The sequence below is a fragment of the uncultured Roseobacter sp. genome (assembly GCF_947495025.1).
GTDB lineage: Bacteria > Pseudomonadota > Alphaproteobacteria > Rhodobacterales > Rhodobacteraceae > Roseobacter.
In genome coordinates this window covers 381,422-407,555 of sequence record NZ_CANLXG010000002.1, presented here as the reverse complement: position 1 = coordinate 407,555, position 26,134 = coordinate 381,422, and the positions used below count along the sequence as shown (strand labels likewise).

General features: G+C 59.8%; 28 protein-coding genes and 1 tRNA gene. 12 read left to right on the top strand and 17 right to left on the bottom strand.

Annotation, left to right across the window (positions count from 1 at the left end; translation table 11 throughout):
• Positions 1 to 92: 92 nt before the first annotated feature.
• Positions 93 to 977: a DMT family transporter gene (locus Q0792_RS10070; RefSeq protein ID WP_298839734.1), complete on the top strand. Its 885-nt coding sequence runs from the start codon at positions 93 to 95 to the stop codon at positions 975 to 977.
• 164 nt (positions 978 to 1,141) lie between these two features.
• On the opposite strand, the gene Q0792_RS10065 is transcribed toward Q0792_RS10070, so the two are convergent.
• Positions 1,142 to 1,216, bottom strand: a tRNA-Thr gene (locus tag Q0792_RS10065).
• Positions 1,217 to 1,446: 230 nt separating this feature from the next.
• Here Q0792_RS10065 and Q0792_RS10060 point away from each other — a divergent pair.
• The 8 genes from Q0792_RS10060 (at position 1,447) to Q0792_RS10025 (ending at position 6,747) form a co-directional block, all read left to right on the top strand.
• The gene (locus Q0792_RS10060; RefSeq protein ID WP_298839731.1) at positions 1,447 to 1,626 is read left to right on the top strand and encodes a hypothetical protein; all 180 of its coding nucleotides are present in this window, start codon (positions 1,447 to 1,449) and stop codon (positions 1,624 to 1,626) included.
• 4 nt (positions 1,627 to 1,630) lie between these two features.
• Positions 1,631 to 2,899: a UDP-N-acetylglucosamine 1-carboxyvinyltransferase gene (gene murA / locus Q0792_RS10055; protein WP_298839729.1), complete on the top strand. Its 1,269-nt coding sequence runs from the start codon at positions 1,631 to 1,633 to the stop codon at positions 2,897 to 2,899.
• A complete protein-coding gene (locus Q0792_RS10050; protein ID WP_298839726.1) occupies positions 2,896 to 3,363 on the top strand; it encodes a DUF2948 family protein in 468 nt (155 codons plus the stop codon). Before murA ends, Q0792_RS10050 begins: the two co-directional genes overlap by 4 nt.
• Before the next feature lie 71 nt (positions 3,364 to 3,434).
• Positions 3,435 to 4,736 (top strand): histidinol dehydrogenase, encoded by a 1,302-nt coding sequence (gene hisD, locus Q0792_RS10045; RefSeq protein ID WP_298839723.1) that lies wholly within the window; start codon positions 3,435 to 3,437, stop codon positions 4,734 to 4,736.
• 78 nt (positions 4,737 to 4,814) lie between these two features.
• Positions 4,815 to 5,294, top strand: coding sequence for a UPF0262 family protein (locus Q0792_RS10040; protein WP_298839720.1), 480 nt, complete (start codon positions 4,815 to 4,817; stop codon positions 5,292 to 5,294).
• Positions 5,295 to 5,756, top strand: coding sequence for a low molecular weight phosphatase family protein (locus Q0792_RS10035; protein WP_298839718.1), 462 nt, complete (start codon positions 5,295 to 5,297; stop codon positions 5,754 to 5,756).
• Positions 5,757 to 5,763: 7 nt separating this feature from the next.
• Positions 5,764 to 6,156, top strand: coding sequence for a ketosteroid isomerase-related protein (locus Q0792_RS10030; protein ID WP_298839716.1), 393 nt, complete (start codon positions 5,764 to 5,766; stop codon positions 6,154 to 6,156).
• Positions 6,157 to 6,159: 3 nt separating this feature from the next.
• Entirely contained in the window at positions 6,160 to 6,747 is a 588-nt protein-coding gene (locus Q0792_RS10025) for a GNAT family N-acetyltransferase (protein WP_298839714.1), read from the top strand.
• Between the two features lie 7 nt (positions 6,748 to 6,754).
• Here Q0792_RS10025 and Q0792_RS10020 read toward each other — a convergent pair whose 3' ends face one another.
• From Q0792_RS10020 to Q0792_RS10000, 5 genes are all read right to left on the bottom strand, one after another.
• A complete protein-coding gene (locus Q0792_RS10020; RefSeq protein ID WP_298839712.1) occupies positions 6,755 to 7,138 on the bottom strand; it encodes a hypothetical protein in 384 nt (127 codons plus the stop codon).
• An 88-nt stretch (positions 7,139 to 7,226) separates the two neighbouring features.
• On the bottom strand, positions 7,227 to 8,315 hold the full coding sequence (locus tag Q0792_RS10015; protein WP_298839710.1) for a porin: 1,089 nt from the start codon (positions 8,313 to 8,315) through the stop codon (positions 7,227 to 7,229).
• Between the two features lie 152 nt (positions 8,316 to 8,467).
• Positions 8,468 to 8,944: a type VI secretion system tube protein Hcp gene (locus Q0792_RS10010; RefSeq protein ID WP_298839707.1), complete on the bottom strand. Its 477-nt coding sequence runs from the start codon at positions 8,942 to 8,944 to the stop codon at positions 8,468 to 8,470.
• A 196-nt stretch (positions 8,945 to 9,140) separates the two neighbouring features.
• Positions 9,141 to 9,263, bottom strand: coding sequence for a hypothetical protein (locus Q0792_RS10005; RefSeq protein ID WP_298839705.1), 123 nt, complete (start codon positions 9,261 to 9,263; stop codon positions 9,141 to 9,143).
• Positions 9,264 to 9,498: 235 nt separating this feature from the next.
• Positions 9,499 to 11,064 (bottom strand): hypothetical protein, encoded by a 1,566-nt coding sequence (locus Q0792_RS10000; protein ID WP_298839703.1) that lies wholly within the window; start codon positions 11,062 to 11,064, stop codon positions 9,499 to 9,501.
• Positions 11,065 to 11,156: 92 nt separating this feature from the next.
• On the opposite strand from Q0792_RS10000, the gene lepA reads away from it, so the two are divergent.
• Positions 11,157 to 12,956, top strand: a complete 1,800-nt coding sequence (lepA, locus tag Q0792_RS09995) for a translation elongation factor 4 (protein ID WP_298839700.1) — start codon at positions 11,157 to 11,159, stop codon at positions 12,954 to 12,956.
• On the opposite strand, the gene Q0792_RS09990 is transcribed toward lepA, so the two are convergent.
• Positions 12,953 to 14,251, bottom strand: coding sequence for a hypothetical protein (locus Q0792_RS09990; RefSeq protein WP_298839697.1), 1,299 nt, complete (start codon positions 14,249 to 14,251; stop codon positions 12,953 to 12,955). The genes lepA and Q0792_RS09990 overlap by 4 nt on opposite strands.
• A gap of 1,260 nt (positions 14,252 to 15,511) precedes the next feature.
• On the opposite strand from Q0792_RS09990, the gene Q0792_RS09985 reads away from it, so the two are divergent.
• Positions 15,512 to 15,835 carry a TraR/DksA family transcriptional regulator gene (locus Q0792_RS09985; protein ID WP_298839695.1) on the top strand — a complete coding sequence of 108 codons (324 nt, stop codon included), beginning with the start codon at positions 15,512 to 15,514 and terminating at the stop codon, positions 15,833 to 15,835.
• A 21-nt stretch (positions 15,836 to 15,856) separates the two neighbouring features.
• On the opposite strand, the gene Q0792_RS09980 is transcribed toward Q0792_RS09985, so the two are convergent.
• The 8 genes from Q0792_RS09980 to Q0792_RS09945 form a co-directional block, all read right to left on the bottom strand.
• On the bottom strand, positions 15,857 to 15,973 hold the full coding sequence (locus Q0792_RS09980) for an entericidin A/B family lipoprotein (RefSeq protein WP_298839692.1): 117 nt from the start codon (positions 15,971 to 15,973) through the stop codon (positions 15,857 to 15,859).
• 96 nt (positions 15,974 to 16,069) lie between these two features.
• On the bottom strand, positions 16,070 to 16,549 hold the full coding sequence (locus tag Q0792_RS09975; protein WP_298839689.1) for a class I SAM-dependent methyltransferase: 480 nt from the start codon (positions 16,547 to 16,549) through the stop codon (positions 16,070 to 16,072).
• On the bottom strand, positions 16,536 to 17,303 hold the full coding sequence (locus tag Q0792_RS09970) for a polysaccharide deacetylase family protein (protein WP_298839686.1): 768 nt from the start codon (positions 17,301 to 17,303) through the stop codon (positions 16,536 to 16,538). The genes Q0792_RS09975 and Q0792_RS09970 overlap by 14 nt, the downstream gene beginning before the upstream one ends.
• The gene (locus Q0792_RS09965; protein WP_298839680.1) at positions 17,293 to 18,435 is read right to left on the bottom strand and encodes a glycosyltransferase; all 1,143 of its coding nucleotides are present in this window, start codon (positions 18,433 to 18,435) and stop codon (positions 17,293 to 17,295) included. Before Q0792_RS09965 ends, Q0792_RS09970 begins: the two co-directional genes overlap by 11 nt.
• Positions 18,432 to 19,016 (bottom strand): histidine phosphatase family protein, encoded by a 585-nt coding sequence (locus tag Q0792_RS09960; RefSeq protein WP_298839677.1) that lies wholly within the window; start codon positions 19,014 to 19,016, stop codon positions 18,432 to 18,434. The genes Q0792_RS09965 and Q0792_RS09960 overlap by 4 nt, the downstream gene beginning before the upstream one ends.
• Complete coding sequence (locus tag Q0792_RS09955; RefSeq protein ID WP_298839674.1) at positions 19,013 to 20,086, bottom strand: glycosyltransferase family 4 protein; 1,074 nt, start codon at positions 20,084 to 20,086, stop codon at positions 19,013 to 19,015. The genes Q0792_RS09960 and Q0792_RS09955 overlap by 4 nt, the downstream gene beginning before the upstream one ends.
• Positions 20,083 to 21,333 carry a glycosyltransferase gene (locus Q0792_RS09950; protein WP_298839672.1) on the bottom strand — a complete coding sequence of 417 codons (1,251 nt, stop codon included), beginning with the start codon at positions 21,331 to 21,333 and terminating at the stop codon, positions 20,083 to 20,085. The genes Q0792_RS09955 and Q0792_RS09950 overlap by 4 nt, the downstream gene beginning before the upstream one ends.
• On the bottom strand, positions 21,330 to 22,478 hold the full coding sequence (locus Q0792_RS09945) for a hypothetical protein (RefSeq protein WP_298841824.1): 1,149 nt from the start codon (positions 22,476 to 22,478) through the stop codon (positions 21,330 to 21,332). The genes Q0792_RS09950 and Q0792_RS09945 overlap by 4 nt, the downstream gene beginning before the upstream one ends.
• Before the next feature lie 316 nt (positions 22,479 to 22,794).
• Here Q0792_RS09945 and Q0792_RS09940 point away from each other — a divergent pair, with 316 nt between their 5' ends.
• The gene (locus Q0792_RS09940) at positions 22,795 to 25,167 is read left to right on the top strand and encodes a mechanosensitive ion channel family protein (protein ID WP_298839670.1); all 2,373 of its coding nucleotides are present in this window, start codon (positions 22,795 to 22,797) and stop codon (positions 25,165 to 25,167) included.
• A gap of 133 nt (positions 25,168 to 25,300) precedes the next feature.
• On the opposite strand, the gene Q0792_RS09935 is transcribed toward Q0792_RS09940, so the two are convergent.
• Together Q0792_RS09935 and Q0792_RS09930 are read right to left on the bottom strand one after the other, a co-directional pair.
• Complete coding sequence (locus Q0792_RS09935) at positions 25,301 to 25,768, bottom strand: GNAT family N-acetyltransferase (protein WP_298839668.1); 468 nt, start codon at positions 25,766 to 25,768, stop codon at positions 25,301 to 25,303.
• A 10-nt stretch (positions 25,769 to 25,778) separates the two neighbouring features.
• On the bottom strand, positions 25,779 to 26,036 hold the full coding sequence (locus Q0792_RS09930; protein ID WP_298839666.1) for a YjhX family toxin: 258 nt from the start codon (positions 26,034 to 26,036) through the stop codon (positions 25,779 to 25,781).
• Positions 26,037 to 26,134: the final 98 nt, after the last annotated feature.

Genomic DNA, 26,134 nt, shown 5'->3' with positions numbered 1-26,134 from the left:
GTTCTCCTGCCATCCTTGTCGCCTGAGTTCCGGCACGACATGCCGGTCGGCGGGGCCTGAAAATGCAGACTGGCAACAAAAGAGCGACGTTAATGGCAGGCTATGCCTGGATGTCGCTCGCTGTTCTGATCTGGGCGGGTTGGCTGGTGCTGACCTCTTCAGGGCACACGACGGCTCTTTCAGTGGTCGATCTGGCCACGCTGCGTGCCCTCATCCCTGCTGCGGTACTGTCGCCGTTGCTGTGGCGCCACCGCCGGACTGTTGCTCAACTGGGTGTGATGCGATGCCTGATGCTGTCTGCCTACGGTGCACCGTTTACTCTGCTCGTCGGCTACGGTCTGGGCCTTGCGCCAGTCGCCCATGCAGGCGCCCTGGTTCCGGGACTTATGCCGGTCTTCGCCTTCGGGCTGGCCTGCATGTTTCTGGGTCAGCGGCTGAGCCGCAGATACGTCGTGTCGGTCTTTTTTATTCTCTCCGGTGCGGCAGCAATCGTGCTGCGCGGCGCCGGTCATGCCGCCACGCAGGACCCATCTGCAGGGCACCTTCTGTTCCTGCTGGGTGCACTCTGCTGGGCCTGCTTTACCGTTACGATTCGCGCATTCGGGATCCCGGCTTTTCTGGCCACGGCTGTCGTCGGCACAGTATCGGCTGCCTTGCTGTTTCCTGTCTGGATGTTGTCTGATCTGTCAAACTTTTCAGAGGCGCACTGGACCGACATTGCTTTTCAGGCAGTCTTTCAGGGTATCATTTCGGGGCTTGTGTCCCTGGTCGCGTTCAGCCGCGCACTTCGGCTGATCGGTGGGCAGGCATCTGCTCTCTCGGCCCTTACACCAGGCGTGGCAACGTTACTGGCTGTTCCGGTCCTGGGCCAGACGCCGCACTCAATCGACGTTCTGGCAATCGTGTTTGTGGTGACAGGCCTGATCATCTGGAACCGGGCGGCATCGCAGCCCGATTACAGCCGGGAGCGTATATAGAAAAGGTGCTGAGGCATATGCGGCGTCCCCGACCGATTGGGCATTTCCGGAAGCTTAAAGGGTAAATGAGTTTCAGGCCGGTGCCCGATCCGGGTCAGTGTCTGCATAACCTGCGACAGTAAACTACCTGAATTCAGTCTGAAAACCGCGGGACTGTCGCTTGATGGTGCTGCTGCGGAGATTTGAACTCCGGACCTCTCCCTTACCAAGGGAGTGCTCTACCCCTGAGCTACAGCAGCCTGTCATTTGCGGGCGCCGGGATCTGTGCCAGGCTATAACCCTCTGTGTTTCCCTTTGCTCTGCTAACTCAGTGTTCGGGCACTCTTATCTGCGATGGATCCGTCCAGTGCAGGAAGCGTGCTCTGCATATGAGTTGCAGCAGCGCCGGTGTGGCGCGTGATTAGACCCAATCGATCATTGGTGCAAGCCTAATCTGGACGCTCCGCGACCCCTGCTGTAGACAGGCGCCATGGCAGAGAAAACCCCGTCAAAAGCCGCCGCCAAACCAGCGGACGCGCGCGAAGACCGTCTCAAAGCGGCGCTCAGAGCGAATCTGGCCCGGCGCAAAGCGCAGAGCCGCGCGCGGTCAGGCAAACCGGGGCAACAGGCAGGCACTCCGGGAACCACCGGGCAGGAAAAGGACGCATAGGCGCATGGATTCGATACTGGTCAGGGGTAATGGTCCCCTTCACGGGCAAATTCCGATTGCAGGTGCCAAAAACGCCTGTCTGACGCTGATGCCGGCGACATTGCTGTCGGATGAGCCGCTGACGCTGATCAATGCGCCCCGCCTGAGTGATATCCGTACCATGACACAGCTTCTGCAGTCACTCGGCGCCGAGGTGACTTCGTTGCAGGACGGGCAGGTACTGGCGCTGTCCAGCCATGACATTCATAACAAAACCGCAGACTACGATATCGTCCGCAAGATGCGCGCTTCGATTCTGGTACTCGGCCCGTTGCTCGCGCGGTATGGCGAGGCGGTTGTATCATTGCCCGGTGGGTGTGCCATCGGAGCGCGACCCGTAGACCTGCACCTGCGGGCGCTCGAGGCGATGGGCGCGACGCTTGAACTGCGCGACGGATACGTGCACGCAAGTGCACCCGGTGGTCTCAGGGGCGGTACAGTAGATTTTGATTTTGCTTCGGTAGGGGCCACTGAAAACGCGCTGATGGCAGCAACTCTTGCCAGGGGCACAACGGTGATCCGCAATTCCGCGCGCGAACCCGAGATTGTTGATCTTGCGCGGTGCCTGCGTGCAATGGGCGCACAGATTGATGGCGAAGGCAGCTCTGAGATTACGGTACAGGGCGTCGACCGGCTGGGTGGAGCGACCCACACCGTGGTGACGGACCGGATTGAGCTCGGCACCTATATGCTGGCCCCTGCGATCTGCGGCGGAGAGGTTGAGCTGCTGGGGGGGCGGATCGAACTGCTCGAGGCTTTCTGTGAAAAACTGGATGCAGCGGGTGTTTCGGTTTCTGAAACCGAGAGGGGTCTCTCGGTAACCCGTGGCAACGGCGACATCCGCGCCGTGAACGTTACAACGGAACCGTTTCCGGGCTTTCCCACTGATCTGCAGGCGCAGATGATGGCGTTGTTGTGCACTGCCAGCGGCACGTCGGTGCTCGAGGAAAAAATCTTTGAAAACCGCTTTATGCACGCGCCGGAACTGATGCGTATGGGCGCCCGGATCGACGTTCAGGGCGGCACTGCGACAGTGACAGGTGTGCCGAAACTCAAAGGTGCTCCGGTAATGGCAACTGACCTGCGCGCCTCTGTCTCACTGATCCTTGCGGGGCTTGCCGCCGAGGGAGAAACCAAAGTCGCGCGGGTTTATCATCTTGACCGTGGGTACGAGCATGTTGTCGGTAAACTCTCCGGCGTTGGCGCAGATATTGAGCGGATCAAAGAAACATGACAGATGCACGCTTCGAAGATGGCCGCGAAGCTCCGCTCAACCTCGGAGCACTTGACGTGGATGATCTGCAGGTGATCTCGTCGCTGTGCCAGGATGCGGTTTTTCCGGCCTCTGAAATGAAATGGGACCGTCGACAGAACCGTTTTGGCCTTCTGCTCAACCGTTTCCGCTGGGAGGAAGGGCCTGCCCGCAGCCTTGCACCTGAACGGGTCCAGTCTGTGCTTGCGATTGACACCGTGCAGGGTGTGGCGACCAGCGGCGTTGACCGGCGGGATGCCGATACGATCCTGTCAGTGCTGTCCGTTTCCTTTGAGGCAACTGATGCACCGTCCGGCCATGTCCTGCTGACACTGGCAGGGGATGGCGCAATCAGACTGACTGTCGAAGCGCTTGAAGTCTCTCTCAGAGACGTGACACGGCCCTATCAGGCTCCTTCGCGGAAAACGCCGGACCATCCGGATTAATCTGCCCCTGCTGGCTCAGAATATCCCTGCCGGTGAAAAGAAACCCTCCTGGCTTTCGCAAAAGGTACGACATGCCCGTCTTTCTCAACGCTGATGATACCGGTTTCGAAGAAGCCTTTGCCAGACTGCTGTCTGCCAAGCGCGAGGACAGCCCGGACGTGGACGACACAGTTGCGGCAATTATCGCTGATGTGCGCCGCCGGGGGGACGAAGCTCTCCTCGAACTGACCGCGAAGTTCGACCGGCTGACACTCACAGCTGAAACACTTCGCATCGGCGCGGACGAGATTTCCGCTGCTGCTGCAGATGTGCCAAAGGGCGAACGTGACGCGCTTGCGCAGGCGGCCGCCCGTATCCGCGCTTACCACGAACGCCAGTTGCCGGAAGACGCCGAATGGCAGGATGAGGCTGGCGCGACACTGGGCTGGCGCTGGACGCCGGTGAGCGCTGCCGGCCTCTATGTGCCGGGCGGACTGGCCTCTTATCCCTCTTCGGTGCTGATGAACGCCATCCCGGCCAAGGTCGCAGGCGTGCCGCGTCTTGCAATGGTCGTGCCGACCCCTGACGGCGTGCTGAATCCACTGGTGCTGGCGGCCGCAGAGCTGGCTGGCGTAGACGAGGTCTACCGTGTGGGCGGTGCGCAGGCTGTAGCTGCACTCGCCTACGGGACGGACACCATTGCCGCCGTGGACAAGATTACCGGGCCGGGCAATGCCTTTGTGGCGGCGGCCAAACGACGTGTCTTTGGCAAAGTGGGCATCGACATGATCGCGGGGCCATCGGAAATTCTGGTAATTGCCGATGCAGACAATGATCCCGACTGGATTGCTCTCGACCTGCTCAGCCAGGCCGAACATGACGAAAGTGCACAGTCGATCCTGATCACTACTGACGCTGCCTTCGGCACAGCTGTGGCCGCTGCGGTGGAAAGCCGCCTCGAAACGCTTGAGCGTACCGCGATCGCCGGCGCATCCTGGCGCGATTTCGGGGCGATCATCACCGTTCCTGACCTCGCCACGGCTGCCATGCTGTCCGACCGGATCGCGCCTGAACATCTGGAGCTCTGCGTGGCCGACCCCGATGCACTCAGCGCACGGATTACACATGCCGGCGCAATCTTTCTGGGCCAGTGGACGCCGGAGGCCATCGGCGACTATGTGGGTGGGCCAAATCACGTGTTGCCCACAGCGCGCTCTGCGCGGTTCTCCTCGGGCCTTTCAGTGCTCGATTTCATGAAGCGCACAACGCTTGCCCGCATGACACCGCAGGCGCTGCGCGCCATTGGTCCGTCAGCGGAAACACTCGCGCGATCAGAATCGCTGGAGGCGCATGGCCTTTCAGTCTCGGCGCGTCTCCGGCGCCTTAATGACTGACAGATGCGCCTGATGGTTGCCCCCGGGCAGGGTGCGCGCTAAGCAACACCGTCACGTATCCGTATCAGAAGTTCCGCCATGTCCCGTATTTCACAGATCGAACTAGACGATTCAGGCCTGCCGCCGCCAACGCCAGAGATCGAGCAGGAGCGTAAAGTCGCGGTTTTTGATCTGCTTGAGGACAACACCTTTGTGCTGCCACAACGTGATGGCCGTGCTGTGCCCGATGGCCCATACCGCGTGGGCCTTGCGATCCGCGAGAAACGCCTTGTGTTCGATGTGAACACCGAAGCCAATGAAAAAGCTGCGGAATTTCACCTGTCGCTCGGGCCGTTCCGCCAGGTGGTCAAGGATTACTTCCAGATCTGCGAGAGCTACTTCGAGGCCGTCAAGAAACTGCCTCCCAGCCAGATCGAGACGATCGACATGGCGCGCCGGGGTATCCACAACGAGGGCAGCCGTGTTCTGCAGGAACGCCTGGAGGGCAAGGCCGAAGTGGATACCGATACAGCCCGCCGCCTGTTTACGCTGATCTGCGTGCTGCATTTCGGGGGCTGAATGACGGAGGAGATGCCACAATCGGTACTGTTCTGTTGCGATCACAACGCTGTGCGCTCGCCCATGGCCGAAGGCATCATGAAAAAGCTCTATGGCACCGGCACCTATGTGCAGTCCGCCGGTGTCACGAATGACATGGAAATCGACGGGTTTTCCATCGCGGTCTGCCAGGAGATGGACGTGGAACTGTCACGCCACCGCTCGCGAAGCTTTGACGAGATGGAAAACTGGGGCGACGATCTGGGTTCCTTTGATCTGGTGATCGCGCTCAGCCCGGCCAGCCAGCGGCGCGCGCTGGAACTCACGCGCTACTACAGCCTCGAAGTGGAATACTGGCCAATCCTAGACCCCACGGGCCTCGGTGAGACGCGCGATGCGAAGCTGGTCAGCTACCGCCAGGCCCGCGACCAGATCCGCGACCGCCTGATCGGCCGCTTTGGCCCACCCACGGAAATGATATGAGGTGCGTATGGCGGATGTGATCCGGCGTTATTTTGAGGCGTTCAACGCGGGCGACACAGAGGGCATGCTGTCGTGCCTGACAGATGACGTGGCGCATCATGTGAACGAAGGTGGGGTGCGCCATGGCAAAGAGGCCTTTGCAGAATTCTGCGCCCATATGACCCGCTGCTACCGCGAAAACCTGACGGACATGGTCATCTTTTCCAACCCCGAAGGCACGCGGGGGGCGGCAGAGTTCACGGTCAACGGCACCTATATCGGCGATGACGAAGGTTTGCCCGAAGCCACTGGACAGACCTATGTATTGCCCGCAGGTTCGTTTTTCGATCTGCGCGATGGGCTGATTTCCCGGGTGACCACCCGCTATAATCTGTCCGAATGGATCCGGCAGGTGTCCTGACCCGTGGCGCTGGACTACCGGCTTCTGGCGGGCGGCGATCTGGCCTCGGCGATTGATGATGTGGCGGCTCTGCGGATCGCGGTGTTTGCGGAGTGGCCCTACCTTTACGACGGCGATATGAACTACGAGCGGAACTATCTCGCGCCTTATCTGTCCAGTGATGCCGCAACCGTCGTGGGTGCCTTTGATGGGGACAGACTGGTGGGCGCATCCACCGCGCTGCCGCTGACGAAGCACTCAGATGACTTCAGTGCAGCTTTTGCAGGCACGGATTTTGATCTTTCAGACCTCTATTACTGCGCTGAAAGCGTCCTTTTGCCGGAATACCGCCGCCAGGGCGCCGGTCACCGGTTCTTTGATGCGCGCGAGCGCCGGGCACGGTCGCTGGGGTTTTCCCGGAGTTGCTTCTGCGCCGTGACGCGGCCTGAGACACATCCGGCACGTCCGGCGCATTACCGTCCGCTTGATGATTTCTGGCGCGCGCGGGGGTACTCCCCTGTGCCCGGGGCTGTCGCGTATTTTTCATGGAAAGACGCCGGTGAACCGGAGGAAACGGAAAAGCCGCTTCAGTTCTGGATAAGATCGCTCTGAGGCCGGATCAGGTGCTGCTGCAGATCAGTTCGGCCTGATCGGCGAAACGGCTCCAGTGTTCCCAGAACCGTTCATTTGCAGGTGAATCAGACACTTTCATCTCATGCACCCGTTCCGGATCCCCAAAGAAAGCCGCGCCGCGCCGCTTCTCTGATGGGGTGAGCGTCCGGTTCGCAACGGCCTGGACGCAGCCGCACCTTGCCGGGCTCGCTCCCCGTCTGTTCTTTTTCAGGCAGGCGTTCGCGATCTCGCCGGACGCGAACTGCGGGGACCCGCCACTGGCGGGCAGGAACACCGCACGTTGCTGGCCCGCAGGTGCGCTGGTTGTGCCGGGCGCGCTGCAGGCAGCAAGCAGAAGGGTCAGGCAGAACGCAGCGGCGGTTCGGGTCAAAGCAAAGCTCCGGGTCAGATGTCTGGTCAGCAGCTTTTCTTATGACCCATGATGCGGATTTCCGCAATCACGCCGCAGATCGCGCGCCTCAGAAACGCCAGCGCGCCCCGACAAAGATCACGTCCTGATCAAGCAGGTCGGCTCCGGTGCCATCAAGGCTGAAAGTGCGGTAACTGGCGTAGAACTCGGTGTTGATACTGTCGACCTTCTGGACAACGGCCAGACCGATGGATTCTGAATCCGATCCGGTTACAGCAAAATCCTCGCCCGAGTAGTAATCAACCGAGATCCGTGTCTCGCCGGCCTGGATCCAGTCGCGTTTGACCCCCGCTTTGACATAGATATAGCTGTCGTCCCCTTCCTGCTGGCGGCCGCTTGCCACAGCAAGATTGAGACCGGTTGCCTTGTGCAGGACCGCAAATGAGCCCAGCAACAGTTCCTCGTCAGAATCGCGGATCGAATACCCCAGACGTCCGGCCACCTGATAGGCACCGTAGTCTTTGTCGTACTTCAGCCCGATATCGTAGAATTCATCGTCGTTGCCGCTCGCCAGCACTTCTTCGCCGGCTGAAACGATCAGCCAGAAACCATTGTACTGCGGGGTCTCGTAATGAATGCGGAACCGGCGCCCGCCGTCAAAAGCGTTGAACCCATCGCCGATGGTCGTGCCCGATCCGCCGCCCGAGGCCAGCTGGAATTCCTGGTTGCCGGCCTGGTCCTGCAGACTGGAATAGGCAATGACCGACGTGCCGGAGAAATCCGCCTCGGCAAGGCCATCGGTTGCGATGCTGCCCTGACCGAAGGACAGGGTGCCCCAGGACGGTGACCGGTAGATCACCTCAAATTTGCGCAGCTCGGTACGCCGGTAATCCACGTCAAAACCGTCGTCACTGCCGCTTATGGAACTGGAACCGGTAAAGCCGAGGGCGGTTTCGAAATGGAACCGGAATTCACCGCCGTTGCCGGTGGCCTGTTTGTAAATCAGCCCGATGCGGCTGTTGGAATTGTCGTTATCGGTAAAGCTGGTGTTGGATCCTGCGCCGTTGTCGACATTGATGATGCCAAGGTTCAGGTGACCATAGAAATCGAGTTCCTGGGCAGAGGAAAGCGACGGCAACGCGAGGCTCAGGAGGCCGGCAGGCAGGGCAGCAGAGCGGAGGAGAGCGGAACGTGTCATGAGAGGCCTTTCAGGGGAGGGCGTGTGAATACACCTTACGCGTGTGCATCCGGATCGCAAACTCACAAAGCGGGGAAGCCGGTGCGCGAATGCACAGGGCCATAGTCAATAATTAGAGACTGAATGGTTCCAAAGTGACGGATGGCCGGCAATCAGCCACCGAGCTCGACTTCGTGTTCGGCATCGGGCAGTCCGCCCTGGTTTTGCCGGGTATAGCGCAGACTGACTTTTTCAAACTCCAGTTCGACGCGCTCAAAAACGGTCTCATCTTCTCCGCCGGGCTGCTCGTTGCCAAATCCGCAGGCGGTTACGGTCACGTTCTCCATTGTGATTACAAGGTAATCGAGAGAGGTTTCCCCGGAGGTGCGTGCGACTGCCAGTGTTACCTCCGGAAATGCCTTGCCGCGCCACACCGCGTCTGCAAGGTACGGAGAGGACGCATCAACCGCCTTGTGCACGACCAGCGGGTCGATATCAGCCCGTGCTCTGGCACGTCCGCGACCGATCTGTTGGCCGGCCATCTGGCGTACGTCGAACTGCATTCCCCAGACGTCAATCTCATCCTCATGCCCCGCGCGCTGGCTCTCGCCGGGGATGTCCTCAATCTTAAGGTATCCGGTAAGTGGCATCGTTATCTCCCAAACATGGTTACTACTATGGCGGGAGGGTAGCGGGTTTGACAGGGGCGGACTGTGATCTGGATCACAGAACCCCCGGCAACTGCAGCCCTCGCGACAATGGCCTGTCTGATTGTTGCGATAAACGTGGCGAAAGAACCGGGGGATCGAAGTAAAGCGCACGAATTGTGGGGCGTGGTTCGGGTATTCAGACGTCTGAGGGTGTCAGGGCGTTGTCCTGGATTGCCTTTGCGGCCTGGCCGGGCTTCATCTGATTGCTGATGAATCCACCAACAATGCTGCTTGGGACAGCGCCAACCGGACCGCTCATCAGCGCTTCCAATCCAGTGCAGCCAAGGATTATCGCTACCAGCACCATCGCTTCAGATGCGTTTTCGGGTTCTGCGTATCGCCCTGCCATCCTGGGAACGAAGGTTCTGTCAGCGCGAAACCATCGAATGATGGCACAGTCTTTCTCTGGTGTAACAGGCTCGGCCTTTTCTGGCAGATAACTCAGCGATTTGTCGAGCTTGCAGGGAAGATGGTCAATAAAACCAGATCAACCGTCACGACCCACCGCCCCAGACGACCAGCATGTCCAGCCACTGGCGGTACCAGACTACACCCCAGGCGAGGCCGAGGTTCCACAGGATCATCAGAATGCCCGCTATGGCGCCAAACACCAGGGCGAGGCAGCCTGTCCAGAGGGCTGCGAGGGTCAGCGGGGCGCTCAGGCGGGCGCTGATGTTTCCGTTGCGGGCTGCATCGATCCGGGTGCAGAGCGCTTCGCGCCAGCTGGCCGGCGCAAGGGACTGCAGGCTCAGTGCTGCGATGCTCACATGCACAACACTCGGCAGCAGGGTCGAGAACATCATCAGGTAAAGCCACCAGTAACGACTTGTATTCCAGGTCGAATCGAGCAGCCGTTCAAGATTCACGAAAGGAGTGCCCGACAGCCATTCCAGCGCCGCTGTGGCGCAGACCAGCGTGCTGCCCAGAGCCAGAAACAGAAAGACTGCAACCGCGATGTCTGCGAACGCCCAGAGCAGGGTCTGTCCATGGCGTCCCCGTTCGGTAAAGGCCAGCGTGACGGTAAAGCTGATGACATCAAAGATGACATTGACGACGGGCGCGACAATCAGGATCAGAATGCTGATCCGGATGGCACCGCTCCAGTCACCGGTTTCGCCAAGGGGAACCAGAAGAAGAGCGGCCGCCATCGTGATGACAGGAATCCCAAAAGCCAGCGCCCCTGCGATATCCGGACTGTTCCTGCTGCGGAAGACGTCGACGGCAATAAGATGTATCAGGGCCGCGACAAGTGCGATCAGCGCGGCGCCAAAGAACGCCGCAGCACCCGGGAGCAGGCCGTGCAGCGCAAAGGCCAGCGGTCCGGTCAGCGCCAGGACTGTGGCAACTGCCATTGCGGGTACCCCTGCAAGAAAGCCGGAGAATGCCCAGAGAGCTGCAAAACCTACAGCCAGAATGGCGGACGTGGTGAACCATGGAAAGTCCATCAGGATCAGGACAGAACCACCGATGGCGAATGCGATAAGGTCGAGATAGCCCGCCATGCCTGCCAGCGCTCCGCGCAGATGCCGTTCGCCGAGCGCAATATAGTGCGGGCCACCTGCGATCAGAAGGATCACCGCCAGTGCGAGAGGTCCTGTCCACCATGGATCTGCCGCAGCAATGATTATGGTCTGCCCCAGAACCGCATCGAGGCCTGTCGTGCCCCAGAAAATCAGAAGGCTGAACAGCGGATAGATCACCGCCAGAAGCAGCGCGCGATCGAGGAGTCTGAAGGTCAGAGCCTGCCGCATCAGAACGGACACTGGCGCCGTGGTATCAGACGGCTCATCAGCGCCGACCCAGCGGCGTGCGCGCCTCAGGACGCCGCGCAGCAGCAGATCATATGTGGGGCGGTAGCCAGCACTGCGCAGGCTTTCTCTGAGCGCAGCCGACTGTCCCCGCCCGCCAATCCGCAGAACAGCAACGACCACGGCGAGGGCGTATGTCGTCGCAACCAGCAGAGGTATCAGGCCCGCGGCTCCGGGCCCTGCAAGCACAGCAGGAACTGCCAGCACGACAGCAACCAGCGCAAGCGCTGTCAGCAGCAGTTCAATCCTCATTCTGCCGTCCGTGCCGGGTGACTGTTTTCACCCACAGAACCATTGCACCAACTCACCTTGACCGCCCCCGCATTCCACTCCATATCCCCACCATGACACCGCTTTCGCATATCCGCAATTTCTCGATTGTCGCGCACATCGATCACGGGAAATCAACGCTCGCTGACCGCCTCATTCAGTCTACCAACACGGTGGCTGACCGGGACATGAAAGAGCAGATGCTCGACAGTATGGACATCGAACGCGAACGCGGCATCACGATCAAGGCCCAGACCGTTCGGATCAACTATACCGCTGAAAACGGTGAAGACTATGTTCTCAACCTGATCGACACGCCGGGTCACGTTGACTTTGCCTATGAGGTCTCCCGCTCCATGCGCGCGGTCGAAGGCTCGCTTCTGGTGGTCGACAGCACGCAGGGCGTCGAGGCGCAGACCCTGGCCAATGTCTATCACGCCATCGAGGCCGACCACGAAATCGTGCCGGTGCTGAACAAGATCGACCTGCCCGCCTCTGACTGTGACCGCGTTGCCGAACAGATCGAGGACGTCATTGGCATCGATGCCACCGACGCTATCCGGGTCTCTGCAAAAACCGGCCAGGGCATCACTGAAACGCTCGAAGCCATCGTGCAGAAACTGCCCGCGCCCACCGGCAACCCTGACGCGCCGCTCAAGGCCATGCTGGTGGACAGCTGGTACGACAGCTACCTGGGCGTCATCGTTCTGGTGCGCATCATGGACGGCCAGCTGAAAAAGGGCGAGCGCATCCGCATGCTCTCCAACAACTCCACCCACCACGTGGACCGTATCGGTGTCTTCCGCCCCGCCATGACCGAAATCGACGCGCTTGGCCCCGGAGAGATCGGCTTTCTGACCGCTTCGATCAAACAGGTGCGCGACACCCGCGTCGGCGACACCATCACCCACGAGAAAAAGGGCACCGAGAATGCGCTGCCGGGCTTCAAACCCTCCCAGCCGGTGGTCTTCTGCGGCCTCTTCCCGGTCGATTCCGCCGAATTCGAGGACCTGCGCGACGCCATTGAGAAACTGGCCCTCAACGACGCCTCCTTCTCTTATGAAATGGAAACCTCTGCCGCCCTGGGCTTTGGCTTCCGCTGCGGCTTTCTGGGCCTGCTGCACCTTGAGGTGATCCGCGACCGGATCGAACGTGAATACAACATCGAACTGATCACCACCGCGCCCTCCGTCATCTACCACATCCACATGAAGGATGGCACGATGATGGAACTGCACAACCCCGCCGACATGCCTGACCTCACCCTCGTCGACCACCTGGAGGAGCCGCGCATCAAGGCAACCATTCTCGTGCCCGACGACTACCTGGGCGATGTGCTCAAACTCTGCCAGGACCGCCGCGGCATCCAGCTCGACCTCACCTATGCGGGCTCGCGCGCCATGGTCGTCTATGACCTGCCGCTCAACGAGGTGGTGTTTGACTTCTACGACCGGCTGAAATCGGTGACCAAGGGCTACGCCTCCTTTGACTATCAGATGATCGGCTACCGCCAGGACCAGCTGGTCAAAATGTCGATCCTGGTCAATGACGAGCCGGTGGACGCGCTCTCCACCATGGTCCACCGCGACCGCGCCGAACAGCGGGGCCGCGCCATGGTCGAAAAACTCAAGGACCTGATCCCGCGCCACATGTTCAAAATCCCGATCCAGGCCGCGATTGGCGGCAAGGTCATCGCGCGGGAAACGCTCTCAGCCATGCGCAAGGACGTGACGGCCAAGTGTTATGGGGGGGATGCCACCCGGAAGCGCAAACTGCTGGATAAGCAGAAGGCTGGTAAGAAGAAGATGCGGCAGTTCGGGAAGGTGGATATTCCGCAAGAAGCGTTTATTTCGGCGCTCAAGATGGATGGTTAGGAGCCTGAACCGGTTGCTTTGCCTACCGTAGCTTCAAGTCGATCGATCAACTTCGCGTAGACACTTATTGATTGTTCCATCTCTTTTCTGGAAGCAGTTCTAATTTTGTCTGGGCTAATATTCGCGTCGAAAAACACAGAGGCCATATCCGCTTTGATCGCGGTACGTTCTTTATCATCAAAGTTTGCAAGATAGGCATCGAACGTAGCAACCCTTACTCCAAGAGATCTGAGAGCTGTTGCAACGCGGCGGTGCCGTTGAGCTGTGGACGCAAAATATGCGGCGGGGATTAAAAACACCGCTGACCCGGTTATCTTAGACAAAATGCCTGCGTAGTCTTGTTTGGTTAAATCCAGTGATGCCCATTGATATGCAAAGAATACGGGTGCAATTATAAAGAAAATCGTTGCTGCAAGGGAAAACCACCAAGCATTGCTCGCTTCTTCCTTTGCCGCTTTTTCAAAGTCCCCGGCCATTGCAGTTTGGCCAACAACCTCATAAATATTTCTAATCTTTCCAAGAGTTTCCTCGGCACTGGCTAGCTCTTTCTGCCGCCAAGTTGCTAAATCCGACTCAATTCCATGCATTGTCTTTCGGGCTTCGATATGAGACGCTTGAGCCTCAGATCGAACTTTGTCCAAAAGCTCTGAAATCCGTTCAACTTGCTTGTCATTCTCAGTTCGTCGTCTTGTCTGGGACTCTTCAAATTCAGTGTTCAGTTCACCTAGACGCTCCGCAATTTCAGCTTTTTGTTCATTTTCCCAAACTTCGGTTTGGCTTTGAACCTGTGCTTTCATTGATTGCAGATCTGAGGATAGCTGTTCAATCCCCTGAGTCGCTCCTTCAAGCTTCTTGTTTATCAAGTCCACTTGATTTTGGGCTTGTTCGATACTGGCTCTAAATCCGCTTTCTACGGTCGCTATCATTGACCGAAATTCGTCAATTGCTTCGGAAGTTTCAGATCTGAAGATCTTGCGCACCCTTGGATACGGAATTTGCTGCATAATTGACGTGAAATGAGGGTCAAGCTGACTTAAGTTTTGAGGCGACGATATATTCGCATTCAATACATTCACAATGTTCTGCAAACCACCTGAGCTTATTTGGTCGAGCTCTTTTGAAGCAAAAAGTGAAGGGTCTGACTGCTCTAGCAGCCAACGAACGTATCCAATTTTGGATTTAGCTTCTTGGTATTTTGGTAGCAGAAGCGAATCTTTCGTGTAACCCTTAAGACTTTGTTCTGCTTGATCCAAAAGCGCCCAAGCTGAGTGTTTTTTGAATTGATCACTTTGCAATTATTCGGACTTTCTTAAAAGCTGGCGAAAATACTTCTGAGATGGGCAACCGATACTCAACCAAATGTCAATACAAATCCTTCAGATTTGAAGCGCCCGAACCGCCCCCACGGGGCGGGCGCTTCGCTTCCCGCCCCTCGGTTCTGGCGCTGGCGATTCAAATTCTAAGTGTCCGCTTGATTTCCGTCCGGCCCGATCCTTGCGGATCGTGCGTTCGGCCTTTCAAATGATCCCCCGGATCATTTAATCTGGCTGCGCCTGACTAGGCCTCACCCACCCCCACGGGGCGGGCACGTGGGTGCGCAGCTCCTGCGGGGGAGACAGAGCGATGGCGCAGCCATTGCGGAGTCGACCGGGGCTCACAAGACACCGCCAGCTTCCAGGTGCCTCTCCCCCGGGGCTCCACCCGTTGGCGCTGCAAAAGGTCCCCCGGACCTTTTGTCAGGCTGCGCCTGAACCAGCGCCGACCCCACCGACACCTCTGAATGGTCCCTTGGCACAGTCTCTACCCGGGGCCCCGTCGCGGTGATTCTGCCTCTCCGGCACCTCTCGGGACCTGCGGGTCATCGAAAAACGACCCTCGCGAAGACGCCACTTTCCACAGCTTTTCCGCGCTGCGGCAAGTGCGCCGGAAAGCAGGCAAAAACCGGGTTATCCCCCGTTTATCCACAGGTTGAAACCCCATAGTTTTCAACAGCTTATCCACAATAAATTTGGCCTCAACGTCATTTTTTCATTGCCAGAACGGGTCCCTCTGACGCATCGTTATCTCACCGCTTCAGAGGTCTTCGGAACAAAGAGGCGGACGCAGAGGCCCCGGTGGCCGCGAGCGTTCAGAGACGGATCAATGATGCAGCTCTGGGCAGGAACGGTGATCGGAAGCAGGTCGGATCGTGTGGACCCGAAAGGGTCGTGACGAACGGGCAGCGGGTGCCGGAGCAGGTCGAAAAACTGCGATCCCGCAAGGGATCAGGTTGGAAGGCAGCGACGGCAGGGGTGATGCGGGGAACAGTCGGCAGCAATGCAGACGGTTCCGGCGACGGGCGGTGACGCTTTTCGCAAGCTGGGCCTGCTGTCGCCCTCTGGGGGGATGATAAGGTTCAAGAAGGCGTCAGGTTGTGCCGCAGGGCACGGGTCTGGATTTCGGTCCGATCCCCTGGCGCCTTTCGCCTTTCCAACCCTTCTTCTTCTGCTGATCCAGATCAATGCGCCGCACGTTCTGTTGCGCCATGCTTTCCCCATTCAACGAGGAGACACGCGATGGATATGGAGAAGCAGAAAGGCATTCTTCTGTCCCGCCGGCGTGAGCTGGTCGGACATCTTATTGAGGTAGAACAGGCCCTGGACGAAACTCCCACCCGCGACTACGAGGATTTTGCAACGGAACGGCAGGGTGATGAGGTGCTGGAGGCTCTGGGGCAGGCAGAGCTTGATGAAGTCGCCCGCATTGATGCCGCACTGGCCCGGCTGCGGGACGGCACTTATGGCAGCTGTCTCAGCTGTGGGAACGAAATTTCCGCCGCCCGCATGGACGTCCTGCCGGAAACCGCGCTTTGCCGGAACTGTGCGGCGCTGAACGGCTGAGCCTTCTGCGCCGGGTCAGCTTCAGAACTGTTCGTCGAGCGCTTCGCCCGCGTTCTGGACGTCGCGGCCAATGCCTTTGGTTGTTTCACAGGCGGTAAGGCTCAGTACAACGGTCAGAAGAAGTGCGGCTCTCAGCATCTGAAGGGTCCTTTCAAAGTGCGCTTTCACAGGCGATTCTACACCGATGCTGCGTGTGGTTCACGCAAAAAATTCAGGCCGTTTACCTGGATCAGTTCAGGGCGCCCGGAAGAAGAGATAGCGCTCGGGATCGATGGTGTCGGGGCCCCGTATCTGCTCGAAACCGACCAGGGGCTGCTGGCTGACAACAAGGCCGCCGGATAACATCAGCGGCGCAATCAGCGGCGACAGGCGTGCGCCTTCCTCGACATCCCGGGCCTTGTCACCAAACCCGAAATCATAATGCGCCAGTGCCATCTGTGCGCCGCGGGTGGCCAGTTCGGCCAGCATTTCCTCCGCTTCGCCCAGCAGGAAATCTTCTCCGGGCGGCACACAGGAAGGATGTGGCTTGAGCACACGATCAATCACCCAGATACGGCGACCCGGGAGGTTCTCGCGCAGGTGGTCATATGTGCGGCCATTGCCCAGCCCCAGCTCAAGGACATCCCCCGACAGGCCCGCAATCTGCTCTGCCGCCCAGTTAATACCATCAATCTGCGCGGTCAGCCTGCGCCGCATGGATTCAAGCCTGCTCATCGGGGGACTCCTGTTGCAGTGGTGAGGACGGTTCCGCGCCGCCATCCAGCATTTCGCGCACCCAGCGTCCGGAGAACTGCCAGACCTCTTCGTCGTGCACAAGGTGGTGCGTTAACAGCCCCAGAGGTTCTGCCGGATCGGTTTTACCGGCACGTCGGTCTGTCAGTGTCTGCACGGTCAGCTTAACCAGCGTTTCCGGCAGGACAAGACCCCGCCCTCCGTGCCAGCTGATCGGATCGATATGTGTGTTGACCTGCATCAGGCCAGGTGCCGCGCAGCGCGAGACCCGCGGCAGGAACGTCGACACGCCTGCATACCCAAGGTGCGCCAGGTCGTTGCAGAACCCGGGGTCCAGACGATTCCAGGGCGGAACAAACACCGGTAGCAGGCGCGAACCGAACAGATGTTTCAGGCGTTTCAGACCGGCGTCCAGTTCTCCGGCGGCACTGGCCCGAACCCGTCCGAATTCGGCTTTCTTCTGACCTTCGCAGCTGTGGTTGATGTGCTGCCACCCATGCACCAGGGGCACCAGACAGCTGTGCGCACTCACAGCTGCTGCCAGCGTCTGGTCGGCGGGCTCAGGGATCACCGCGATATGAACTGCAAGACCGAGGTCTTCTGAAAGCCCACAAAGTCGATCAAGCGCCGGCGTATGCGTAACGGCGTCATCATCCCGCCACCAGACCGGCAGTGGCACACCGGCGGCACGGCATCTTGCGAGTTCCTGACGCAGCGGTGTCCAGTCAGTCTGCATACTTACCTTTCCAGAGGGCTTCGGCGATACTGACGCTCTCAGACGCGCCGTCAAAAATGCCCGCCGGGGCGGATCGGGCCGGGGCGGTGATCACGGACTGAATTGCAGATTTCAGAGTATCGGGGGCCAGCGCGCTGTTCGGCAGCAGGCTTATTCCTGCCTGTCTGGCGAGCGCCCGGGCGCGCAGGGTCTGCTCTGTTTCACCGTCTGCGTCAAATGGTACGAAAACGGCCGGTACATCCGTCTGCAGCACATCCAGTGCCGTGTTGTAGCCGCAAAGCGATACAGAAGCTGCCGCGCGGCGCAGCAATTCGGCAAAAGCATTGCTGGCAGGCGTGACCTCAACACCTGGCCCCGCGCTTCTCTGAAACCGCGCGATCCGTTCGGCGGCATTCTCTCCTGTGACCAGCAGGTGCCATTGCTGCCGGGGCATATCACGCGCGCAGGCGATACTGATGTCAAAGAGGTGATCTGCAACAGCACCGCCGCCGGTACTGACCACAATACCGGTGCGATCGGTGTGTGGCTTTCCGGCCGCGGCCGGTCTGGCGACATACCCTGTGTATCGCAGTTTCTGTCTGATTTCAGGGGTTACCGGCCAGCTGTCCTCCAGTGGCGAGATGGAAGCGTCGGCATGTACCAGAACGGCATCGTAAAACCGGTCCAGAACATCAGCTGTTGCGCTGACCCGCGCGGGTTTGGAAGGGGGAGCGAGAATGTCTCGCACGGATGACAGGATAAGAGGGGCGGGGTTCAGTGCTGCCGCGGTTTCCAGCGCGACGAGGAATTCGTCTTTCAGGACTCTTCTGCCGAAGGGGAACAATTCGGTAATCAGGACGTCAGGTTCACATGCCGTTATCGCCGATGTCAGCGCAGTGCTGCGCGCGGTCATTATTTCTGCGCCGGCAGGTGTGCCTGTCTCATCCAGAAGGCGCGCGAAGGATGTGCCATCGGAGCGCAGTGGAGGTAACTGGATCAGTTCAGTCTCGCCGGTGGTCAGGTGTGGAACGGGCATACCGCCTGAAACGACGCAGGATGTGTGACCGGCCGCATCAAAGGCCCGCGCGAGCGTGAGGGCACGGGCCAGGTGGCCGGTTCCCAGCAGATGCGTGACGACGATCATGACCCTCATGCATCCCGCTCCGCCAGACGCACAGGGTCCTGTTCGCTGCGCCAGCCATCCGGGTCCGGGCTGATGATATACAATCGGTCCCGCTTGATGCGAAACGGGGCAGGACCGCTGAAATCCCATCCTGCAGCGATGGCCAGAAGTACCCGCATAACCCCGATATGACAGACGGCTACGGTGTCCTGGCGGAGGCTTTCGGCCCATGGCACCAGACGCGCGCGCAGATCCTCAGGGCTTTCACCACCAGGAGGGCGATAGTCCCAGCCCCAGTTCTCGATATCGCGGAAACCGCTGGCCGGGTCGTCGCGGAGGTTCTGGCCTTCCATGCCCTCCCACGCTCCCCAGTTCATCTCGATAAGGGCATCATCAGCACGTGGCGTTCTGCCGCTGATCAGCTCGGCGGTCTGCTGTGCCCGCATCAGTGGGCTGGCACAGAGATCGGCGGTGTCCCATGGCTCAGGCAGACAGCGTCTGGCCAGGGCGGCTGTGGCATCTGTATCAAGAGGGATATCACTGCGACCCTGGATGCGGCCGCTGCGGTTCCAGGCCGTGTGCCCGTGCCGTATGATTGCAAGCCGTATCACGCTGCGGCGCTTCCTATCAGCGATCCCAGAGTGCGCGCAGCACCGGCCAGCATATGATTCTCCGCAACATAGGCCCGGGCATCAGCGCCGCGCCGTTGTCGTTCGGGTCTGTCGCGCAAAAGGGCGCTGACAGCTGACGCAAGAGCGCTGGCGCCGGAAGCCGGATCAGGCCGGTGTCCCGGAGCCAGTACGTCCCGGACACCGGGTCTGTCCTGTGCAACAACCGGCAGGCCGGCGGCCTGCGCCTCCAGATATACCATCCCGAATGCCTCATTTACGCCGGGCCAGAGCAACAGGCTTGACGTTGAAAGGGCTGCATCAAGCGCCGCGGCGTCGAGTTCCCCTGCAAAACCCACCCTTTCCCCAAAGGGTGCCATCAGGTCGCGCACCTGTTCACGAGCGGGACCGTCGCCCACAATCTTCAGGCGCCATTCGGGGATTTCGAGCTGTCCGAGTGTTTCGGCAATGAGCCTGTACGAGGCAAGCTTGTCGCCGGCGCGGAACATGCCCACGCTTATCATCGGTCCGTCAAGAGATGACGCCGCTGGCAGCCTGTCGCTGCCAAGGAACGGATGCAGGTGTACCAGCTTCTGTCCAGCGGGTGCATCACGGCGCAGTGCGTCCGCATCCCTTTCAGTCAGATAACAGATGGTTGCCGCAGCGTCACAGGCGGCTTCAGCGGCCCGGGCAAAACCGTCCCAGGCGCCGCCGAGCCGTTTGCGGGCCCGCGTTGCCTCGACGAGGATGTAGGGGATGTCCAGAGCCGCAGCAACGTCAGGACCCAGCAGGTCCGGTGCCTTGTAGTAGTTGTGATAGGTGACCCAGGCCTGCCAGTCTGCCTTGCGCCCGGTGGCGATAACGCGACCGGTCTCGGCAGCTGCGGCTGTGGTTATCGCCTCCTGGGTTTTCTGCTCACCCCGGCCATCGCGCGTCTGGAGATCGGAGGCCAGATCCGGCTGATATCCTGCGCAGCTGAGCGCCTGCATCAGGGCACGGGCCATCGCCCGGTCTCCGGACGGCACTGGATGGGTCGGCGGCTTCATCGGCGCATAAAAGGCCACGCGTTTCATGCAGCGTTGTCCATGGTTTCGCGCAGACGACGGACCAGCCTGGCAATGCCCGGTTCCATACCGAAATCGCTGACCAGGCGGTCATAGGCGGCGGCGGCAAGCGCGGGGCCGCGGGCCGGGTCAGATGCAAATTCTTTAATGGCTGTTGCGATGCTTTCGGGTGCGTCGTCTGTGAGAATGCCATGTACGCCTGTATCGATGAACTCGGGTATGGCGGACACCGGTGTCGAAAGGATCGGCAGTTTCTGGCTGGCGGCTTCCATCAGCACGTTGGGCAGCCCGTCGCGGTCTCCGTCGTCGGCAACCCGGCTGGGCAGCACAAAAAGATCCGCAGCACGCATGGCTGCAATGACTTCGGGCTGATCCTGTGCGCCTTTCCAGATGATACGACCAGCCACACCGCGCGCTGCGGCGCGGCTTTGCATCTCGTCTTTCAGAGCGCCGCCGCCGATATGCGTCCAGTGCCAGTTGAGGTCTTCAGGCAGCAGCGCAAGGGCATCAATCAGCCGGTCAAAGCCCTTCTTTTCCACGAGCCTGCCTACAGACATCAGAGCAAGCGGCGCATCCGGCGCCCTCATGAGGCGCTCGGGCGGCTTGGGGAACCGCGCCAGATCGAGACCATGGTACACCAGATCAACACGATCAGGCGAATCCGCAAGGTTCTGCAGATGCTCGGCGCCAAACCCGGTGCAGGTCGCGCCAAAGGCGGCACCGAAACTGTCAGCGGACAGTTTTTCACGCAGTTCCCATTCCGGTGACGTCCAGATGTCCTTGGCATGCGCTGAAAAGGACCAGGGCAGTCCGCGCAGAATCGCAGCATAGCGGGCCACCGACGAAGGTGTATGCAGAAAGTGCGCATAGAGCGCGCGCGTATCTCCGGGCAGTTCGCGCGCCATAACACAGGCCTGGCCGAACCGCCGCAGTCGGTTCGGTGTCCGGTCCCGGGCATAGTCAGCGCGGATCATCCGCCAGGCGGCCGTAAATCCGGGGCGCCGCAGAGCACTGAGAAACCCCAGCAAGACGCGCAGGGGAGCATCGCGCAGGTATTCCGGCAGATAGCGCACCGGGGCCTGCAGCCGGTCATGCAGCGGGTGCGTTTTTTTGTCTGTCGGGTGGCGCAGGGACCAGATTTCAAAGGCCAGCCCTGCCTCTTCCAGAGCAACAAGTTCCTGTGCGATGAATGTCTCTGACAGCCTCGGCCAGCCCTTCACCACCACCGCCAGTGGTGCGCAGTCTGGTCGGGTCATCTTTTTGCCACCAGGGCCCCGGCCCGGCGGACCACCACGTCCAGCCCGTCGAGCAGGCCGTCGGCGCCGGCCTCTGATGGCTTTGACTGTGCCGGCAGACCGCGGATGGCACGGACCATAGAGGCCGGCGTCATACCATCACGTTTTTCGTCCAGCATGCGCACCAGCCCGAGCTCTTCAGCGCGCGATGCGCGGATCCACTGCTCAAGGCGTGGTACGGTACGCGGTACGATAACTGCGCGCTGATCAAAGGACAGCACCTCGCAGAACGTGTTGTAACCACCCATGCAGACCACGCCCTGCGCGCCTGCGAAAAGTGTTTCGATCCGGGCGTCAAATCCGACGGCGGTGACCCGCCCGTTAAGCGCCGCAACACGCGCGTCAAATGCGTCGCGCACATCTCCGGACAGGAACGGACCATAAACCAGAATGGCATCCGGTTTCAGTGTCGGGTCGGATTCATAGGCAGACAGGACCAGACTGACCATGGCCTGACCATCGCCGCCACCGCCGGGGGTGATCAGCACATAGGGATTTTCGGGTGTTTCGGCGGCATCCGTCACTTCGCGGCGCAGATAGCCTGTCCAGTACATCCGGTCCCGGGTTGCCTGTGACAGGCCCAGCCCCTCGGTCGGATCATAGACGGATCTGGGACCATAGACCCAGATCTCGTCATAAAACTGTTCAGCCGCTTCGATAGCCCCCTTGCGCTCCCATTCCGCGCGCAGAACACTGGCTTCGTCGAGAACATCGCGCAGGCCCAGCACACAGCGTGTTGTGCCGCGTGACGCCAGCCATTCAAGTGTCGGCAGCAGTTCACCGCGAAACCCTGTGGGCTCTTTGTCGACGATCAGCAGGTCCGGATCATATTGCTCTATCGCGGTCTGTATCAGCCCGGACCGCAGTGCTGTTGTCTCATCGATATTCAGGCCCAGCGTCTGACTGACATAGGAGCCGTCCGGCAGTTTGGAGACGCCGGGCAGGCGCACGTGGTCAACCCGCTCGGGAAAGGTAAAGCGCCCGGCAATCGGCGAGCCCGTAAGGATGATGGCCGATGTGCCCGGATCAGAGGCCGTCAGCGCGGAGGCCAGCGCACGCGAGCGGCGAAGATGCCCCAGACCAAAGGTGTCGTGGCTGTAGAACATCGTGCGAGATGCGCGCACGCTGCTCTGCCCGTCGCAGGTCTCCGCAGGCTTGCCTGCCCGATCCTGCACGTTCATCCTGAGCACCGGCTGGCAGGGGCTGCGCACCGGTCAGCGATTTTTCTGTTTTTCAGGCGCATGGGCCGTTCCCCGGGTCGTTCGTTCACGGACTGCGCCGTGCTCCCAAGGCTTCCTGGCATAAATCCGGCGCGGGTGCAAAACACGACTGAGATCGGGCGCGTGAACTGATGTCCAATTGCAATGCCCTGCTGCCTCCCCTACGGTCCGGACCGTTAACAGTTTCCGGAAAGTGCTCTTTATGCGCCTGATCCTGCTCGCTCTGTCTATGATGATACTGCTGACCGCAGGTGCCCCCGGATCCGGTGCGGCAGACGCACAGGGTCTTGGTTCACTCTTCTCGGCGGCCAGCGGTGACAGCGCTGCAGACGTCGAAAACGCCCGTGTATCCGAAATTATGCGTCAGGCTGCAGAGGCCGGAGTCGGGGTGGTGGTCATCGGACCGGACGGTGAGATCGTTCTGACCTCAGCGCCGGAGGCACCTGCGGAAGACATTGAAAGCACTGAAGGTTCCGGCCTTATGAAGGCGCAGGACACGGTTGTGCGGTTCCGGACTGCACTGGTCGAACGGATTCTCGATCTGCCCAACGCCTTCAACGAGGTGGTGTATATCCTGCGCGCCACCAGCCCCACCGGCGAAATCCGTGTTTTCGCAGAGGTAGTGATGTATTCGCTTCTGCTCTTCGGCGTGGGTGTTCTTGTGGAGCGGTACATCTACGGTCCGAAAATTGCCAAGAGCTGGGTGGTTGCCCGGACGCGGGAAAATCCACATGGGTACTCTGAAAAGATGCCCTGGCTCGTTTTCCGGTTTGTCCTGGGCGTGGTCGGCATTGTCGTCTCGATGGTGGTGGCCTATGTGCTCGGAGCATTGCTGTGGGGGCCGATCAAAGACCCGGCGATCCAGTTTACTGCCAGCATCGTGAATGTGGCCTATTTTCTGAGCCGGTTTGCCGCAGTTCTGTGGCGCATGATTCTGTCACCCTATATGGAGCAGTACCGGATTCCGGTGCTTACCACCCGCGATGCAAGACATCTGCACCGCTGGCTGTATATCGTTGCTGCCTTTGATATCTGTACGATCCTTTTTGGCGTATGGATCGGTGAACTGGGCCTCAATTACGACGTTTATGCCTTCTTGTCCTCTTTGCTGTCCGCGGCTGTGGTGCTGCTGAATATCCTGATGGTGCTGGTAAACCGTCGTGCTATTTCCTACGCGATCCGGCAGGGGAAACCGGTAGGCGAGGTCAGCTGGCTTGTGCGTATGCTCTCGGCTGTCTGGGCACCAGCGGTCATCCTGTACGTGCTCTTTGCCTGGGCAGAGCTGACGTATGATCTTGTCCTCGGGAACGCTTCCTCAATACCTCTGATCGGCGGCGCATACATGATCCTGCTGTCGATCATTGTGGTCTATGGTGTGATCAATTTTGCCATCGAGCGCAGCTTTGCCCGCGCCCGGGCCCTGCGTGCGCTCAATGAGGCAGAAACGGTCGGCACAGAGGAGCCCGACGAAGAGACGATGGCCGACATCGCCGAAATGCATGATATCCGTCCACGCGCGGAGCTGACGACCTTTGAAGGTCTGGCGCGGCGTGTTGCGGGTATTCTGGCCTTTGTTGCTGGCGTTTACGCGTTCTTTTACATCTGGGACAACGACTCTGCCCAGATGGTTGAATCGGCCGCGACGCAGTTGCTGGACATCATGGTCATCCTGTTTCTGGGCTACATTGTCTATCACGTTTTCCGCATCTGGATCGACAACAAGATCCGCGAAGAGCAGGGCGACATGGAAGAAGGCGAACTGGGCGACGAGGGCGGTGGCAGCAGCGCCAGCCGTCTCGCAACACTCCTGCCGCTCTTCCGGAATTTCATCCTGATTGTTCTGCTGGTCACGATCGTGCTCATTGTCCTGCTCGAACTGGGCGTAAATGTTGGACCGCTTTTTGCCGGTGCCGGTGTGGTCGGTGTTGCGGTTGGCTTTGGCAGCCAGGCGCTGGTGCGCGACATTTTCTCGGGCGGTTTCTTTTTGTTCGATGACGCGTTCCGCAAGGGCGAATACCTTGATATCGGCGGGGTCAAGGGGACCGTGGAAAAGATCTCGGTCCGGTCTTTCCAGCTGCGTCACCATCTGGGTGCGCTGCATACAATTCCCTTTGGCGAAATACAGGTCATGACCAATTATTCGCGCGACTGGGTGATCATGAAGCTGCCGCTGCGGGTGACGTACGACACGGACGTCGAAAAAGTGCGCAAACTGATCAAGAAACTGGGTGTTGAACTGCTGGACGATCCCGTGATCGGAGATAACTTTATCCAGCCGCTCAAATCGCAGGGCGTCATCGAAATGCAGGATTCTGCAATGATCATCCGGGTCAAATTCATGACCAAACCAGGCGACCAGTGGCTGGTGCGTAAAAAGGTTTACGAGGAGATCAGAGCGCTGTTCGAACGCGAGGGTATCCGTTTTGCACACCGCGAAGTGACGGTCAGGCTGGCCGGGGACAAAGACCCTGAGGAGCTGACGGACGAGGACCGCAAAGCAGTCAGTGCAGCTGCTCAGGCCGCCATTGAAGAAGAGCTGCTCGACGGCGAGGAAGCTGGCGGCGACGACCGCTGATACCTTCTGCGGTTGCCGGGTGGCCGGGCCAGAACCATCGTGTCCGCGCTGTGAAAGGGCGGTTTTCAGGTATCACGCCTGGTGTCGCACTGTCGGAGACCCGCACCGGATGCGACGCGGGTCCCTGTATGTTTTATTGCAGCATTTTGCAGAAGGTCACTTTGTCATCACCCGCCGCCCAGTAGTCAGGGATAACCGCGACCTGTTTATAGTTGCAGGCGCGGTAAAAGGTGCGGGCACCTTCGAAATCGCTGCTGCCCGAGGTATCGACGATGAGCATGCGTTGCCCTGTCTCGCGCAGTCGCGTTTCGGCACTGGCTGCCAGAGCCGCTCCGAGACCCTGTCCGTGACGCGCCGGCAGGACCCCAAGCGCCAGCATATTCCATGTGCCGTCCGTCAGCGGCTCAGGTCTGCACCAGCACAGTCCTGCTGCAGTTCCGTCTGTCGTGACCGTCAGCCAGAAGTCCTCATCGGTACCGCTCAGAAACGGCTCCATAAGGTCTTGCAGCATCTCGGGCGGGAAAAGGTCTGTGCCTTCGAGTACTGCCCTGAGATCAGGGATATCGGCGCGGGTTGCAGCCCGCAGAACTGGTTTTGTCATTTTATGCTCCTCAGCGATTGTTCTGTTGCGCGTTGACAGCCAGAAGCCCGACGCGTGTCGCGCGGTATGGCCGTCCGTTTTCTGATTTGATAAAGCGCCGTTTCCTCAGGCGTTCGAAGGTTTTCAGTGTGCAGTCTGACAGCACGTGCCCGTTCCGCGTGAAACAGATCACGCTGCTGACTTTGCCGTTCGGCAGACGTTTGAAATGAACGGCGCCACCCTGCGCCAGCACGTGCAGCACACGCTGTTCCTGTTTTGATATATTCAATGGAGTTGTCCCGGAGTCTGGGTCAGCACGAAAGCCGCCCTGCATCACGCGAGGACGTCTTCTGGCTCAGTTCGGTCCGGTCAGGCGGACCTCAGCGG

Bases quoted from the DNA above. Each gene is read 5' to 3' on its own strand.
- hisD (WP_298839723.1), top strand. From the start codon at position 3,435: ATGCCCGTCTTTCTCAACGCTGATGATACCGGTTTCGAAGAAGCCTTT.
- Q0792_RS10035 (WP_298839718.1), top strand. From the start codon at position 5,295: ATGACGGAGGAGATGCCACAATCGGTACTGTTCTGTTGCGATCACAAC.
- Q0792_RS10030 (WP_298839716.1), top strand. From the start codon at position 5,764: ATGGCGGATGTGATCCGGCGTTATTTTGAGGCGTTCAACGCGGGCGAC.
- Q0792_RS09985 (WP_298839695.1), top strand. From the start codon at position 15,512: ATGGATATGGAGAAGCAGAAAGGCATTCTTCTGTCCCGCCGGCGTGAG.
- Q0792_RS10060 (WP_298839731.1), top strand. From the start codon at position 1,447: ATGGCAGAGAAAACCCCGTCAAAAGCCGCCGCCAAACCAGCGGACGCG.
- Q0792_RS09975 (WP_298839689.1), bottom strand. From the start codon at position 16,549: ATGAGCAGGCTTGAATCCATGCGGCGCAGGCTGACCGCGCAGATTGAT.
- Q0792_RS09935 (WP_298839668.1), bottom strand. From the start codon at position 25,768: ATGACAAAACCAGTTCTGCGGGCTGCAACCCGCGCCGATATCCCTGAT.
- Q0792_RS09965 (WP_298839680.1), bottom strand. From the start codon at position 18,435: ATGAGGGTCATGATCGTCGTCACGCATCTGCTGGGAACCGGCCACCTG.
- murA (WP_298839729.1), top strand. From the start codon at position 1,631: ATGGATTCGATACTGGTCAGGGGTAATGGTCCCCTTCACGGGCAAATT.
- Q0792_RS09950 (WP_298839672.1), bottom strand. From the start codon at position 21,333: ATGACCCGACCAGACTGCGCACCACTGGCGGTGGTGGTGAAGGGCTGG.
- Q0792_RS10040 (WP_298839720.1), top strand. From the start codon at position 4,815: ATGTCCCGTATTTCACAGATCGAACTAGACGATTCAGGCCTGCCGCCG.
- Q0792_RS10005 (WP_298839705.1), bottom strand. From the start codon at position 9,263: ATGAGCGGTCCGGTTGGCGCTGTCCCAAGCAGCATTGTTGGTGGATTC.
- lepA (WP_298839700.1), top strand. From the start codon at position 11,157: ATGACACCGCTTTCGCATATCCGCAATTTCTCGATTGTCGCGCACATC.
- Q0792_RS09970 (WP_298839686.1), bottom strand. From the start codon at position 17,303: ATGCAGACTGACTGGACACCGCTGCGTCAGGAACTCGCAAGATGCCGT.
- Q0792_RS10015 (WP_298839710.1), bottom strand. From the start codon at position 8,315: ATGACACGTTCCGCTCTCCTCCGCTCTGCTGCCCTGCCTGCCGGCCTC.
- Q0792_RS09945 (WP_298841824.1), bottom strand. From the start codon at position 22,478: ATGTTCTACAGCCACGACACCTTTGGTCTGGGGCATCTTCGCCGCTCG.
- Q0792_RS09980 (WP_298839692.1), bottom strand. From the start codon at position 15,973: ATGCTGAGAGCCGCACTTCTTCTGACCGTTGTACTGAGCCTTACCGCC.
- Q0792_RS09940 (WP_298839670.1), top strand. From the start codon at position 22,795: ATGCGCCTGATCCTGCTCGCTCTGTCTATGATGATACTGCTGACCGCA.
- Q0792_RS09955 (WP_298839674.1), bottom strand. From the start codon at position 20,086: ATGAAACGCGTGGCCTTTTATGCGCCGATGAAGCCGCCGACCCATCCA.
- Q0792_RS10000 (WP_298839703.1), bottom strand. From the start codon at position 11,064: ATGAGGATTGAACTGCTGCTGACAGCGCTTGCGCTGGTTGCTGTCGTG.
- Q0792_RS10050 (WP_298839726.1), top strand. From the start codon at position 2,896: ATGACAGATGCACGCTTCGAAGATGGCCGCGAAGCTCCGCTCAACCTC.
- Q0792_RS10070 (WP_298839734.1), top strand. From the start codon at position 93: ATGGCAGGCTATGCCTGGATGTCGCTCGCTGTTCTGATCTGGGCGGGT.
- Q0792_RS10010 (WP_298839707.1), bottom strand. From the start codon at position 8,944: ATGCCACTTACCGGATACCTTAAGATTGAGGACATCCCCGGCGAGAGC.